Origin of the sequence: Caulobacter endophyticus (assembly GCF_003116815.1) — a bacterium.
GTDB classification, from domain to species: domain Bacteria; phylum Pseudomonadota; class Alphaproteobacteria; order Caulobacterales; family Caulobacteraceae; genus Caulobacter; species Caulobacter endophyticus.
In genome coordinates, this window is record NZ_QDKQ01000077.1 from 192,241 (window position 1) to 207,694 (window position 15,454).

6 protein-coding genes are annotated in these 15,454 nt (G+C 71.1%); 5 read left to right on the forward strand and 1 reads right to left on the reverse strand.

Annotation, left to right across the window (positions count from 1 at the left end):
• Positions 1-27: 27 nt before the first annotated feature.
• The 5 genes from DDF67_RS24440 to DDF67_RS24460 are packed head-to-tail and all read left to right on the forward strand — an operon-like array spanning position 28 to position 15,037.
• On the forward strand, positions 28-5,691 hold the full coding sequence (locus tag DDF67_RS24440; protein ID WP_109455331.1) for an Ig-like domain-containing protein: 5,664 nt from the start codon (positions 28-30) through the stop codon (positions 5,689-5,691).
• Between the two features lie 23 nt (positions 5,692-5,714).
• A complete protein-coding gene (locus DDF67_RS24445) occupies positions 5,715-10,445 on the forward strand; it encodes a beta strand repeat-containing protein (protein WP_146198088.1) in 4,731 nt (1,576 codons plus the stop codon).
• A gap of 59 nt (positions 10,446-10,504) precedes the next feature.
• Positions 10,505-11,716 (forward strand): TolC family protein, encoded by a 1,212-nt coding sequence (locus DDF67_RS24450; protein ID WP_158278113.1) that lies wholly within the window; start codon positions 10,505-10,507, stop codon positions 11,714-11,716.
• Positions 11,713-13,851 carry a type I secretion system permease/ATPase gene (locus tag DDF67_RS24455; protein WP_109455334.1) on the forward strand — a complete coding sequence of 713 codons (2,139 nt, stop codon included), beginning with the start codon at positions 11,713-11,715 and terminating at the stop codon, positions 13,849-13,851. Before DDF67_RS24450 ends, DDF67_RS24455 begins: the two co-directional genes overlap by 4 nt.
• Complete coding sequence (locus DDF67_RS24460; RefSeq protein WP_199229331.1) at positions 13,844-15,037, forward strand: HlyD family efflux transporter periplasmic adaptor subunit; 1,194 nt, start codon at positions 13,844-13,846, stop codon at positions 15,035-15,037. The genes DDF67_RS24455 and DDF67_RS24460 overlap by 8 nt, the downstream gene beginning before the upstream one ends.
• Here the strand turns inward: DDF67_RS24460 and DDF67_RS24465 are convergent.
• Positions 15,018-15,230 (reverse strand): hypothetical protein, encoded by a 213-nt coding sequence (locus DDF67_RS24465; RefSeq protein WP_109455336.1) that lies wholly within the window; start codon positions 15,228-15,230, stop codon positions 15,018-15,020. The genes DDF67_RS24460 and DDF67_RS24465 overlap by 20 nt on opposite strands.
• Positions 15,231-15,454 lie beyond the last annotated feature (224 nt).

Here is a 15,454-nt window from a genome sequence, read left to right on the forward strand (position 1 = left end):
TGAAAATAGTGTTCAGGAGCAGGCCGAATGCAGGACGTCGCTGTTCGTGAAACCCTCTCGGTGGAGGCCAAGCTGACGAAGGGCGGTCTGCCACCCCGGCAGGCGCCGACACTTGACGTCAACGGCGTGATCGACGTCCGAAACTCGCAGCAGGTCTATCTCGACCTGGATGCGGCCGATGTCGCCGGCGTCTTTCGCGACGGCGCCGACCTCGTGCTGGTGGGACCCGACCAGGCGGCCGTGCGCCTTCAGGGCTTCTTCTCCGGCGATGCGCCGCGACGGCTGTTCCTGGAGGGCAAGGACAACAGGCTGGTCGCGGTGGACACCACCGCCGTGGCGTCCGAGAGCGCCGCGGCGCTGGTGGCGACGCCTCTGAGCGAGCTGTCGCCATTCGTCAGCCTGACGCAGGCCGGCGGCGCGGCGATCGCGGGCGGGGCGGCGGCCGGCGGGGCGGGCGGCCTAGGCGTGGGCGCGATACTGGCGGGCGTCGCTGCGGTCGGCGGGCTGGCCGCCGCGGCTGGAGGCGGCGGTGGCGGATCCTCTGAGGGGCCGCAGGCGCCGGCGCCCGACACGACCGCGCCGCCAGTCGCCACCACTCTGGTCGTTGACGCTCGAGGCACGGTGCTGACCGGACGCGGCGAAGCCGGCGCGAGCGTCAGCGTCCGCAATGGCGCTGGCGCTGTCGTCGGGACGGGGACCGTGGGTGCGGACGGCGCGTTCTCGATTACGCTGCAGCCGCCGCAGGCCAATGGCGGCGCGTTGAGCGTCACCCTCACCGACGCCGCCGGCAACGTCTCCGGCGCGGCCACGACGAATGCGCCCGATGTCACGCCGCCAGCCTCGCCAAGCACGGTCGATGTGGCCGACGACGGCGGCAGCGTGAGCGGGCAGGGCGAACCTGGCGCGACCGTGACTGTGCGCGACGCGGCCGGAACGATCCTGGGAACGGGGACGGTCGGATCGAACGGATCGTTCTCGATCACCCTGCAGCCGCCGCAGCTTAACGGGGGCGTCGTCAGCGTCATCCAGACCGACGCGGCGGGCAACGCTTCGGGCGCGGCCACGGCCAGCGCGCCCGACACCACGATCCCAGCGGCGCCGACCGGGGTCGACGTCGCCGACGACGGCGGCAGCGTGAGCGGGCAGGGCGAGCCCGGCGCGACCGTGACTGTGCGCGACGCGGCCGGAACGATCCTGGGAACGGGGACGGTCGGATCGAACGGATCGTTCTCGATCACCTTGCAGCCGCCGCAGCTGAACGGCGGCGTCGTCAGCGTCGTCCAGACCGACGCGGCGGGCAACGCTTCGGGCGCGGCCACGGCCAGCGCGCCCGACACCACGATCCCAGCGGCGCCGACCGGGGTCGATGTCGCCGATAACGGCCTTAGTGTGAGCGGTCAGGGCGAGCCCGGCGCGACGGTGACTGTTCGCGGCGCCGACGGAACCCTGCTTGGGACAGGCGCCGTCGGAGGCTCGGGCGCGTTCGAAGTCGTCCTGCAATCGCCCCTGGTCAACGGCCAGGCGGTGACCGTGATCCAGACCGACGGCGCGGGCAACGCCTCGGGTCCGGTGTCGGCTGTCGCTCCGGACAGCACGTCGCCGGCGGCCGTCTCAGGCGTCGTCGTCGGCGGGGACGGAGCCAGCGTCTCCGGTGTCGGCGAGCCTGGGGCCACCGTCACCGTGACTGGCCCGGGCGGCGCCGTGCTCGGCAGCGGAACCGTCGCAGCGGGCGGCGCCTTCACGGTGTCGATCTCGCCGGCCCAGGTGGATGGCGAGAGCCTGAGCGTGGTCCAGGCCGACCCCGCGGGAAACCCATCGCCGCCGGTCGCCGTCGTGGCCCCCGATCTCACGCCTCCCGCGCCCCTTCTGGCGCCGGCCGTGGTGGTCGCCGAAGCCGCCAACGGCGTCAGCAGCGCCGAAGTCGCCGACGGGATCCAGGTTCGGGTGCTGCTGGCGCCCGGCGTCCAGGACGGCGATAACGTCACCCTCACGGTCGGCGCCCAGTCGTGGACCACGCGGGTCAGCGCCAGCACGGCGGCGGTCGGCGTGGTGCAATTCACCTTGCCGGCGATGTCGGACGGAACCTACGCAGCGACGGCGACGGTGTGGCAGGACGACGGCGAGGCCTCGCCGTCGTCCCAGACGGTGACCTTCGTCGTCGACAGCGCTACCGCCGCGCCGACGATCCTTACGGCCAACGGGGCCGCGATCACCGGCACGGCCGAGGCCGGGGCGACGATCACCCTCCTGGACGCGAGCGGAAATGCGGTCGCCAGCGTCCAGGCCGGATCGAACGGAAGCTGGTCGATCGCCGGCTCTGCCGTGGCGGGGGGGCTTGACGGCTTCCAGGGCTCGGTCCGGGCCGCCGACGTCGCCGGCAACACGGCCTCGTCCGCCATCGGTCCGATCGACGGCTCGATCCTGCGGCCGACCATCACGGGCGCGAACGGCGCGGGCATAACCGGCACGACCGAGCCGGGCGCCACGGTCACCCTGCTGGATGACGCCGGCAATCCGATCGCCACGGTCACGGCGGGCCCCACGGGGGCCTGGACCATTGCCGCTTCGCAGGTGTCCGGCGGGCTGGATGGCTTCGACGGTGCGGTGCGGGCGACCGACGCGGCCGGAAACTCCGCTTCGACCAATGTCGGACCGATCGACGGCACGATCACCGTGTCGCTCAGCATCGATCCGGTCACCGCCGACAACATCGTCAACATCGCCGAGGCGGCTTTGGCGGCGGTGACCGTTTCGGGCGCGGCGTTCGGCGATTTCACCGCCGGCGCGACGGTGACCCTCACCTTGTCGAACGGCGCCACCGCTACGGCGATCCTGGGCGCGGACGGGACATGGTCCACCACCTTCGCCGGCACGCAATTGGCAGGTGCGACGAGTGTGACGGCGAGCGCGGTCGTCATCGATCAGGCGGGCAATACCGTCACCGTGTCGAGCGTCCATGCCTACAGCCTCGACACCACGCCGCCGCCGGCTCCCCTGATCACCAGCGTCAATGGCGCGGGCATCGCCGGCACGGCCGAGCCGGGCGCGACCATCACCTTGCTCGACGCAGGCGGATCGCCGATCACCAGCGTCAGAACCACGCCCGACGGACGCTGGTCGCTGGCGGCCGGTCAGGTGCCCGGCGGCCTCGACGGCTTTACGGGGGCGGTGGTGGTGACCGACCCGCCCGGCAATCCGACGCAGATTTCCGTCGGCCCGATCGACGGCGCCACCTCAGTCCCGACCGTGACCGAAGCTAACGGCGCCCAGATCAACGGCACGGCCGAGGCGGGGGCGGCCGTGGTCCTGTTCGACGCCAGCGGCCGGCAGGTGGCGACGACGACTGCGGGTCCGACCGGGACCTGGACGGTTCCGGCGAACGCGGTCCCGGGCGGTCTGAACGGGTTCACCGGCTCGGTGAAGGCGACCGATACCGCCGGAAACGCCGCGACCGCTTCCGTGGGGCCGGTCGACGGCGCGACCGCTGCGCCGGTCATCCTGGCGGCGAACGGCGGCGGCGTCAGCGGCACGGCCGAGCCGGGCGCCCAGGTGACGCTGCGCGATTCCTCCGGGGCTTCGGTAGCGACCGTCACGGCCGGCTCAGACGGCAGCTTCAGCTTCCCGGCCAGCGCCGTGTCCGGCGGGCTGGACGGCTTCACAGGTTCGGTCACGGCCGTGGATGCGGCTGGAAACGCCGCCGCCGCCGCGGTCGGCCCGATCGACGGCCAGGTCCTGGTCTCGCTGACGATCGACGCGGTCACGACCGACGACATGGTCAATGGGACCGAGGCGCAAGGCTCAGTGACGATCAGCGGACGCGCAATCGGCGAGTTCACGGCCGGCCAGGCGGTCACGGTGACCCTCCCAGGCGGGGCGACCCTGGGCGCGACGCTGGCGGCGGACGGCTCGTTCAGCGTTGCCGCACCGGGCTCGGCCCTGGCGGCCGGGACCTCCGTGGGGGTCAGCATCACGGTCGTCGACGCCGGCGGCAACAGCGCCACGGTCACGGCGGCGCACACCTACGCCGTGGATCTCGAAGGCCAGCAGCCCGTCATTGTCCGGGCCAACGGGACGGGGATTTCCGGGTTCGCGGAGGCTGGCGCGCCGGTCGTCCTGCTGGACGAGACGGGGGGCGTCGTCGCCTCGACCGTCGCGGCCTTCGACGGCGCGTTCTCCTTCCCCGCCAGCGTCGTGCCTGGCGGTCTCGACGGCTTCGGCGGCTCGGTGCAGTCGGTCGACCCGGCCGGCAACACGGCGACGGCGAGCGTTGGTCCGATCGACGGCTCGACCCCGACGCCGGTCATCGTCACCGCCAATGGCGCGGCGATCACCGGCACGGCCGAGGCCGGAGCCACAGTCGTCCTGCTGAACATTGGCGGCGCGGTGGCGGCCACCGTGACGGCGGGGCCGGGCGGCGCCTGGGCCATTCCCGCGAGCGCGGTTTCCGGAGGGCTGGACGGCTTCCAGGGTACGGTGCGGGCCACCGACGGCGCAGGCAATGTCGCCAGCGCCGGCGTGGGTCCCGTCGACGGCGCAACCGCCGCGCCGGTGGTCACCGGGGCCAACGGCCTCGGCGTCGAGGGCACGGCCGAGCCCGGCGCGACCGTGGTGCTGCGCGACGCCGGGGGCGCGACGATCGCCACCGCCGTTACCGGCGGCAACGGCGTCTGGGACATTCCCGCCAGCGCCGTGCCCGGCGGTCTCGACGGCTTCCAGGGCACGGTCACAGCGACCGACACAGCCGGCAATACGGCCAGCGCCACGGTCGGACCTGTCGACGGCTCGGTGACGTTGTCGATCAACGTGGATCCCATCACCGCCGACAACACCGTCAACGTCGCCGAAGCCGGCGCTGCGACCGTGACCGTCAGCGGTGCGGTGTTCGGCGACTTCACCGTGGGCGCGACGGTTACCGTCACCCTGTCCACCGGCGTGACGGCGACGGGCGTGCTGGGCGCGGACGGACGTTGGTCGGCGAGCTTCGCCGGTTCGGCCCTGGCTGCGGCGACCAGCGCGACGGCGACGGTCTCGACCACTGACGCCGCCGGCAATGCGGCCGTGGTGTCGGACACGCAGGGCTACGCCGTGGACGTCACGCCGCCGAGCGCGCCGGTTGTCACCTCGGCCAATGGCGCGGGGATCAGCGGCACGGCGACGGCTGGTTCGGTCATAATCCTGCTGGACAGCGGCAATCACACCGTGGCGACCACCGTCGCGGCTCCCGATGGAACTTGGACCATTCCGGGGGCGTCGGCGCCGGGCGGCCTGGACGGCTTCACCGGCAGCGTCGCGGCGGCCGACCCGGCCGGCAACACGGCGGCGACCTCCGTTGGTCCGATCGACGGGACCACCCTGACGCCCGTGGTCGTTCAGGCCAATGAAGGCGGGCTTTCGGGTCTCGCCGAGGCAGGGGCGACCATCGCGCTGCTGGGCGCAAACGGCGCCCCGGTGCTGGACGCGGGCGGCGCACCGGTCACGGCCCTCGCCGACGGTGGCGGCGTCTGGACCATTCCGGCGTCGGCCCTGCCGGGCGGCATCGACGGATTCACCGGCTCTGTCCGGGCCACGGACACCGCAGGCAACACGGCCTTGGGTGCGGTCGGCCCGGTGGATGGCGACACGCCGGCGCCTGTGATCCTGGCGGCCAACGGCGCGGTGTTGTCGGGTCAAGGCGAGGTCGCGCCACCATAGCTCTGCTCGATGTGGGCGGCGCGGTGGTCGTCGACGGTTCCAGCGTGCCGATCACGGTGGTGGTGGCGGCGGACGGGACCTGGAGCATTCCTGCCACCCGCGTGCCCGGCGGCCTCGATGGCTTCACCGGCCAGGTGCGCGCTACCGACGTGGCCGGCAATGTCGCCGCGACCAATGTCGGCCCGGTCGACGGCAGCGTCAGCCTGACCCTGTCGGTCGATCCGGTCACCGCCGACAACGTGCTGAACGGGGCCGAGGCGGCCTTGGCGGCCGTGTCGATCAGCGGCGTGGCCATCGGCGAGTTCACGCCTGGCGACGTCGTGCGGGTGGAACTTTCGACGGGGCAGTTCACGACCACGACGCTGGCGGCGAACGGATCCTGGTCGGTCACCTTCCCGGGCGGCCAGCTGGCGGGCGCGACCAGCGTGACGGTCTCGGCGTCGGTCGAGGACAGCGTCGGCAATACGGTGACGATCAGCGACGTCCAGACCTATACGGTCGATCTCGCCACGCCGGCCCCGATCATCACCTCGGCCAACGGCGCTGGCATTTCGGGTTCGGCCGAGGCGGGGGCGCTCATCACGCTGCGCGGCCCGGGCGGCCAGCCCTTGGGATCGGCGGTCGCGGACGGCGCGGGCGTCTGGACCATCGCGGCGGAGGACATCTCGGGCAATCTGAACGGCCTTTCCGGTTCGCTGCAGGCGGTCGACGAGGCGGGGAACGTCGCGGTCACGCCATTGCCCACTGTCGACGGCGTGCTCAGCCTGGCCGTCACGGTCGATCCGGTCACCGCCGACAACATCGTCAATCTGGCCGAATCCGGCCTGGCCGCGGTCGCGGTGACAGGCTCGGTCACCGGCGAGTTCCTGGCCGGCGACACCGTCGTGGTGACCCTGGCCAACGGTCAGCAGCAGACCACCACGCTGGACGCCGGCGGGGGATGGGCGGCGACGTTCGCCGGCGCCGACCTGGCGGCCTCGCAAGGGCTGTCGGTGGCGGTCACCAGCACGGATACGGCCGGCAATACGGCTACCGTTACAGTCCAGCAGGGCTTTGACGTGGATGCAGCGCCGCCCACGCCACCGGCCGTGACCTCGGCTGGGGCCCTTGGCCTGGCCGGGACGGGAGAGATCGGCGCAACTGTTCAGTTGCAGAACCCGCTCGGCCTGCCGGTCGTGGGCGCTTCGGGCCAGCCGATCGCCGCGTTGGTGGCGGCCGACGGGACCTGGATCATTCCGGCTTCGGCCTTCGCCGGCGGGGTGCCGCCGGGCTTCACCGGCCAGGTCGTCGCCTTCGATCCGGCGGGCAACGCCTCGACGGCGACTACGGTGCCGCCCATCGACCTGACGCCGCCAAGCAGTGCGACGACCAGCGTGACCATCGGACCGATCGCCGGCGACGACACCGTCAACCTGGTCGAATCCCAGGCTACGGTGACCGTGACCGGTATCGTCACCGGCGAGTTCCGGACCGGCGACACGGTCGCCGTCACCGTGGGGGCGACGACGGTCAACACGACGGTGGCGGCCGACGGCGCCTTCTCCGTCGACGTGCCGGGCTCTGCCTTCGTCGCCGGCGGCCAGGTGCTGGCGGCGGTCCAGGCCAGCGACGCGGCCGGCAATGTCGGCGTGATCACCGGCGTTCGCGCCTTCGCCGCCGACATCGCCGGTCCTGGCGGACCGGCCGGGAGCGAGGCTCCGGGCCTGACCATCGCCGCCGCCGTCGACGGCCTGATAGCTCCCAGCGAACTGGCCGGCGGCGTCTCGGCCACCGTGAGCCTGACGCCATCCGCGATCGCCGGCGACACCGTCGTTCTGACCCTGGCGGGTTCCGGCGCGCCCCTGACCTTCAGCGTCACGCTCGGCGCGGCCGACATCACGGCGGGCTCGGTGACCTTGCCGGTCGGCTCGGCCCTGGTCGACGGCGCCTATACCGCCTCGGCCGTGATCCTCGACGCCTCGGGCAACGCCTCCGCGCCATCGACGGGGCTGGCCTTCGTGGTCGACGCCGTGCCGATCGGCCTCGGCAACGCCTCGGCCAGCTTGGCCGAGGCCGCTCTGGGCGTCGCCTCGACCGGAACCTTGGCCATAGTCGGGGCGACGGGCACGGTGAGCGTGGCGCTGCAGGCGCCCGTCGGAACCTTCACCTCGCATGGCCAGGCTATCACCTGGGCGATCGATGGCGGCGGCGCGCTGGTCGGCTCGGCCGGCGGACGCGAGGTGGTCCGGGTCGCGGTCGACGCGGCAGGCGCCTACAGCGTCACCCTGCTCGACGCGCTGGACCATCCCGCCGCGGGCGCCGACGCCCTTCAACTGCCGATCGGCGTCACGGTCACCGACGGCGACGGCTCGTCCGCCGGAACGCTGCTGGTGTCAGTGACCGACGGCGCGCCCGTCCTGGCCGCGCCGGTGGTGCTGGCGCCGACCCAGCCCTCGGTGATCGTCGGCAGCCTGGTCGAGACCCCCTCGGCGGACGGCGAGCAACTGACGTCGGTGACGATCGATGGCCGCATCTTCACCTATAACGCCGCCAGCGGCACGCTCGCCGTCAGCGGTTCGGGCAGCACCATCGTCTCCTATGGCGTGGCCGGCGGTCAGCTCACAGCCACCACCGTGCGCGGCGAGACCGTCACTGTCGATTTCGCCACCGGCGACTACCGCATCGACGTCACGGGCGTCGGGTCGCGGGTCGCGACGCAAGCCTCTCCGACGGTGGCGCTGGGCGGCGGGCAGGGGCTGCTCGGCCTGATCGACGCCGACGTGCTGGGGTTGATCCAGCTCGACGAGCAGCAGTTCTTCACCGCCTCCGACGTCAACAGCGACATCTCCGAGGTTGTGGTTCGCTACTCGGCCGCTGTCGGGCTTGGCCTGAAGACCTTCAGCTACTCGGCCGCGCTGGCGGCGGAACTTGGCCTGACGGTCACCCAGGCCAACACCTTCCTGCTGCCCGGATCCTCGCAACTGACCATCCGGTCGACGACCGGCGGGGCGGTCGACAACATGAAGCTCAACGAGTTCCTGGGCTCGATCACCATCAGCGGCGGCCTTTCGGGCCTGCTCGACCTGAACGTCGCTCAAACGCTGAGCATCCAGGCTCGCGACCTCGGTGGGCGGGTGACCGTCGACTCCGAAAGCACGCTCGCCGACCTGGGCGTCCTAGCCGGGCTTCTGGGGTCCAGCCCGCCCAGCCAGATCCTGAACGGCACGGCCGGCGCCGACACGATCACGGCCAGCGACGCGGGAACCGGCACGGCTCTGGACAACCGCATATACGGCTATGGAGGCGATGACACCCTCAACGCCGGCCTCGGCAACGACCTGCTGCGGGGCGGGGCGGGCAACGACACGCTGAATGGCGGCGCCGGCAACGATGTGCTGATCGGCGGTAGCGGCAACGACACCCTGACCGGCGGCGTGGGCCAGGACGTCTTCCGCTGGGAGGCCGGAGACCAGGGCGTGTCGGGCGTGGCGGCCGACGTCATCCGCGACTTCAGCACCGCCAGCCTGACGCTTGGCGGCGACGTGCTCGATCTTTCGTCCCTATTGCAGGGCGAGGGAAGGATCGGCGTCAATCCCGGCAATCTCGCCAACTATATCCACTTCCAGCAGACGGCCGGCGGCACGCTGATCCAGATCAGCACCTCGGGTGGCTTCGTCGGCGGGTTTGGGTCGGCGACGTCGGGAACGGCCAACCAGACGATCCTGCTCCAGAACGTCGACCTGACGACGGGCTTCTCGTCCGACCAGGCGATCCTGGCGGACCTGCTGGCGCGCGGAAAGCTGGTGGTCGACAGCTCGACGGTGGACGGAAGCACGGCGTCGCCCATCCTGGTCATTGGCGGCTCGGTGGTCGACGGCGACGGCGATACGGCTTCGACCAGCCTGTCGGTCAACGGTTCGGGCGTGCAGCCTACGCCGCCGCTGGCCGGCAACGTCGCGCCGGTCGTCGAACTTCAGGCGCAGAACGTCTTGGGCCTGCTCGGCCTTGGCGCGCTGGGCCTGAACCTTAACAACCAGGACCTGCTGGCGGCCGACGCCAACGGCAACCTCAGCCGGGTGGAGGTCGAGTACGCGCCGCTGGTGGCGGTGAACCTTTCGCCGCTGATGTTCGGCTTCGACGCCACGCTGGCAGCGAGCTACGGTCTCCAGGTCCAGGTCACCCATTCTTCGGGCCTGTTGGGCATCGTCGCGCCCGCCGCGCGGATCTCGATCACCGCGCTGGACGGCGGCGTGCTCGACAATGTCGAGATCAACCGCTTCCTGGAGACGGTCCATCTGACCGACACGTCCGGCGGGCTTCTCAGCAGCAGCCTGCTCAGCGTGAACCTGCTGAACGCCATGACCATCACGGCCCATGACGCCCAGGGTCTTTCGAGCTCGGCGGCGCTGGGAAGCGTGCTCAACGTCAACTTGCTCAACAGCCTGGACGGACCCGACCCAGTGAGCCTGACGGCGTTTTCGGCCGATGATCAGGTGGCCGTCGGCGGGGCGCAATGGGGCGAGGGCGAGCTGGTGTCTCTGCCCGACGCGCTGATCGACACCGATACGACCGGCGCCCCTGGTATCACTCCGGCGCTACTGGACAGGTTCGTCGAGGATCGCTCTGCGCTGGTCATCGATTTCGGCGAGGACGACGCCCTGGCCGCGCCGCCCACCACCTCTGGCGATTTCGGCGGGGTGGAAGCCCATACGTCTTACGGCCCACATCCGCCTGGCTACATTCCGGAGGAGCATCTCGCCGTGTCGCCCCTGTGAGCCTTGTCGGCTGGCCGGGTGCTCGGCGCCTGGGGGCCTGCGCGGCGGTACTTGGCCTCATGAGCCCCGGCGCGGCCTGGGCGATCTCGATCGCGGAATCGGTCCGGCTGGCTCTGGCTCGCCAGCCGGAGGTGCAGGCGGCCGATGCGGAGGTCGCCCAAGCCAGAAGCGAGGTCTCGATCGCCCGAAGCGGCTATCTGCCGTCCCTGACCGCCTCCACAGGGCCGGCAGGCGGCGGGGTGGGCTATGACGTGACCCTGTCGCAGACGCTCTACGATTTCGGGCAGGTCAGGAGTTCGGTCGCAGGCAAGCGGGCGTTGCTGGACCAGAAAAGGGCCAACCTCGCCGTGGTCCGTGACAACGCCGCGCTGGAGGTGGTCGAGGTCTATCTCGATATCGCCGAGCGGCGGGTGGAGCTGGTGGCGCTGGACGCGCACGTCAAGCGCCTGGGGGAACTGGCCGAAATGGCGCGCGCTCGGGTGGAAGGCCGCTATGCCGATCAAGCCGAGCGCGCGCGCGTCAGGCTGGCGGTGGCCGGCGCCGAGGCCGAACGGGCCAGGCTAAGAGGCGAACTGGCCGATGCGATGGATCAGTACCGGCTGCTCGTCGACGCCGCGCCCGACGGCGTCCAACTGCCGCCGCTGCCCGCCTTTCTAGACCCGCTGGAAGACGGGCCGCGGCTGGAGGCGGCGATTATGAACTCACCCCTGTACCAGCGGGCCGCCCTGGCGGTGCGCGCCGCCGACGCCGATGTCCGCCAGGCCAAGGCGGGGCGATGGCCGCGCGTGGCGCTGGAGGGCTCGGTGGATCGACGCGAGATCGGCGGCCGGCTGATCGAGGATCGGGCGGTTGCGCTGCGCCTGCGTCTGGGCGTCCAGCAGGGACTGGCCGGTTTCGAGCGTCCCCGGCTGGAGGAGCAGCGGCGCCGGTCCGCCGAAGCTGGGGCCGAAGCGGTGGCGCGTGATCTGCGCCGCGTCGTGGGCTCGCTGAGGGCGCTGGACATGGCTCTCGTCGGCCGCATCGAGGCTTTCACTGAACAATCCCAGCAGTCCGACGCGGTTCGCGGCGTCTATCGCGAGCAGTTCCTCGTCGGACGTCGGGAGATCCAGGACCTCGTGGTGATGGAGGGGGAGCACGTGAGCGCCGAACGCCAGATCACCCAGCTGACCATCGAACGTTTCCGCCTGCGATATCGCGCGGCGGCCCAGCTTGGGCTGCTGGCCGACGCCCTGGCCCCGACCGCCGGCGACACCAGCCAGGCCGCGCCATGACCGTCGCGACCACCTTGCGCATCGCGGCCCAGCCGCACGATCCCCTGAGAGAAGGTTTAAGCCTGCTGGCCGCCACGCTGGGACGGCCCGCCTCGGTGGCCCAACTGGGCGACGGGCTGCCGCTGGAGCGCGGACGGCTGCCGCTGGGCGAGGTGAGGGCGGCCATGCGCCGGGCCGGGCTCTCCGCCCGCGTGGTCCGGCTGTCGATCGACGAAACCCCCGTCTCCCTGCTGCCGGCCCTGATCGTATTGCGGACCGGTGAGACCCGCGTCCTCGCGTGCCTGGACGAGGATGCGGCGGTCCTGCTCGTGCCCGAGACCGGCGGCGGGCAGGAGGAGGTCTCGCGGGAGACGCTGCGCGAGCTGCACGAGGGAACGACTGTCTTCGCACGTCCGGTCTATCAGGGCGACGAGCGGGCGGGGGGTTATGCGCGCGACCAGAAGCGGCACTGGCTGCACGCGGTGGTGGGCGAGGCCTGGCCCGCCTTCGTCGAGGTCGGGGTGGCGGCGACCTTCGCCAATCTGCTGGCCATCGGGTCGTCGCTGTTCGCCATGCAGGTCTACGATCGGGTCGTGCCCACATCGAACTTCCCGACCCTGTGGGTGCTGGCGGGCGGCGTGACCCTGGCGATCGTCGCCGAACTCTTTCTGCGGCTGCTTCGCGCCCACCTGCTGGACGTCACCGGCAAGGCGCTGGATCTGCGCCTGTCGGCGCTGTTGTTCGAGCGGGTGATGTCCATCCGGCTGTCGGCCAAGCCCGGCTCGACAGGGGCGTTCACCAGCCAAGTGCGCGAGTTCGAGACCGTCCGCGAGTTCTTCACCTCGTCCACCGTGGCGGCGATCAGCGATGCGCCATTCATCCTGGCGTTCCTGGGTGTGATCGCCGTGCTGGGCGGCCCGGTCGCCCTCGCCCCGGCCGCCGCGGTGCTGCTGATGCTGGCCCCGGCATTCCTTCTGCAGCGCAAGCTTGGGGCATTGTCGCGCGCCAACCTGCGCGAGGGCGCGGTCAAGCATGGCCTGCTGCTGGAGACGGTCGACAACCTGGAAGCGGTCAAGGCCGCACGCGCCGAGGGACGCAACCTGCGCCTCTGGAACATGCTGTCGGCCCAGCTGGCCGATACGGGCACGCAGAGCCGCTCGATCTCGGCTACGCTCGGCTACGCCTCGGCCGCGGTGCAGCAGTTGGCCTATGTCGGGGCGGTGGTGATCGGCGTCTTCCAGATCGCCGCCGGCCACATGACGATGGGGGCGCTGGTGGCCTGCTCGCTGCTGGTGTCCCGCGCCATTTCGCCGACCGCGCAGTTCGGCGGCGTCCTGGCGCGCTGGCAGCACATCAAGGTGGCGCTGGAGGGGCTGGACCAGCTGATGGGCGCGCCGGTCGAGCGGCCGGCCGATCGCCATTTCACGCGCAAGCCCGAGGTGCGGGGCGCCTATCGGGTCGAGGGACTGGAGGTGAGGCACGCGCCCGACGCGTCGCCGATCCTGGTCGTGCCGTCCCTGACCATCGCCGCGGGCGAGCAGGTGGCGCTGATCGGCGGCAACGGCGCGGGCAAGTCGACCCTGCTGCGCGTGCTGTCTGGGTTCGGCGACCCGTCGGCCGGCCGCATCCTGCTGGACGATGTTGGCCTGTCGCAGATCGAGCCGGCGGATCGCCGACGCGCCATCGGCTATCTGCCGCAGGACGCGGCGCTGTTCCACGGCACGCTGCGCGACAACCTGACCTTGGACGGCGAGCACCGCGCCGACGACGAGCTGCTACAGGCGCTGGACGCTGCGGGGCTGGGCGCCTTCGTGCGATCCCATCCCCGTGGTCTGGATCTGCAGATATTCGGCCCGCACAGCGTTTCGGGCGGACAGCGTCAGGCGATCGCCCTGGCGCGGCTTCTGCTGCAGGACCCGCGCGTGGTGTTGATGGACGAGCCGACGGCGGCCTACGACCAGGCCAACGAGCGGCGCGTGGTCGACTTTCTGCGTCGATGGACGGCGGGGCGCACCTTGGTGGTGGCCACTCATCGCCGCGCGGTTCTCGATCTGGCGCAGCGCGTGGTCGCGCTGTCGGACGGCAGGCTGGTGGGCGACGGGCCCAACACCAACGTCGTGGCGGGCGCCAATGTCGGGGGGCAGGGGCATGGCTGACGGGACGAGGATGACGGAGCGGCGGCTGCGCCGGGACCTGGCCAACGGCCGCGACGGTTCGGCCCATCCCGCCGCGCGACCCGTTCTGTGGGCCTGTGTCGGGGTGATCGCCGTGTTCCTGGCCTGGGCGTCGCTGGCCAAGGTCGACGAGGTCTCGCGCGGGGAGGGCAAGATCGTGCCCAGCAGCCGCCTGCAGGTGATCCAGAGCCTGGAGGGCGGGATCCTGCGCGAGTTGCTGGTCAAGGAGGGCGACATCGTCCAGGCGGGCCAGCCGCTGGCCCAGCTTGACGACAAGCGCTTCGCGGCCTCGACCATGGAAACCTCCGCCCAGGTGCTGGCCCTGACGGCGACCATCGCCCGGCTTGAGGCCGAGGTGCTGGGGGAGGGCGCGATCCGCTTTCCGTCCCAGATTCCGACCGATGATCCGGTGATCGCCTCGGAGCGGGCCCTGTTCGCCGCGCGGCGCCAGAATCTCAACGCCACCTTGCAGGCCCTGCGCGACGAGACGGCCTACGCCCAGCGGCAGTTGGCCTTGGTCCAACCGCTGGCGGCCAAGGGCGTGGTCAGCGAGGTAGAGGCTCTGCGCCTGGGCAAGGAGGTGGCCCAGCTGAAGGGCCGGCAGACCGAGGTGCGCAACACCTACATGCAGGAGGCCTATGCCGAGCTTGCCACAAAGAAGGCCGAGCTGGCAGCCCAGACCCAGATCTTCAATCAGCGGCAGGACCAGCTGATGCGCACCCGCCTGTCGGCGCCGATGAAGGCGCGGGTCAATGACGTGCGGGTCAATACGCGCGGCGGCGTCGTGCAGCCGGGCGAGCCGATCATGGAGCTGACTCCGATCGACGATCAGCTGCTGGTCGAGGCCCGCTTCCTGCCCCGCGACGTGGCCTTCATTCGACCAGGCATGCCGGCCCGGGTGAAGATCACCGCCTATGACTACACGGTCTATGGCGACCTGAAGGCCAGCGTCGAGCAGATCAGCGAGGACACGATCGAGGAGGATACGCCCCGGGGAAAGACGGCCTATTACAACGTGCTGGTCCGCACCGAGCGCAGCTACCTCTCCCGCAATGGCCAGCAGCTTCCACTGCGGCCCGGCATGGTCGCCGAGGTCGACGTCCAGTCAGGCCGGCGCACCGTCTTGAGCTACCTGCTGAGGCCGCTGCTCAAGGCGCGCCTGAACTGAACATCGCGCGGGCGCCCGATCGCCAGGCACGCTTCGTTCTGACGCCCAGAGCCAGAAGCGAAATGGGGAGAAGCAGCAGGAGCCAGGCCAGGGCGATCAGCGACAAATTCAGGATGCTGAGCGCGACCACCAGCGATTTGCCTTCCCTTCGTTCTCCTTGGGCCAGAAGGCCTGTGGGGGCGTCGGCGAACATACGCACTCTCGCTCGATACGGACCCGACCCTGGAAGGCTAGCCGCGCCGACGAGCGCGGAAATCAGGAATGCTCCTCAGTGAGACTACGGTCCTACGGCGAGAGCCTCGGCGACCAGGAGGCCGATCGCGACCTGACCAACGCAATCATCAGTCGCTACCTGGCTCCGCCGCCTCCGCGCATGATTCAGCCTCTAGGCTTGGCTATCGAGGCGCGTCCGAGGGA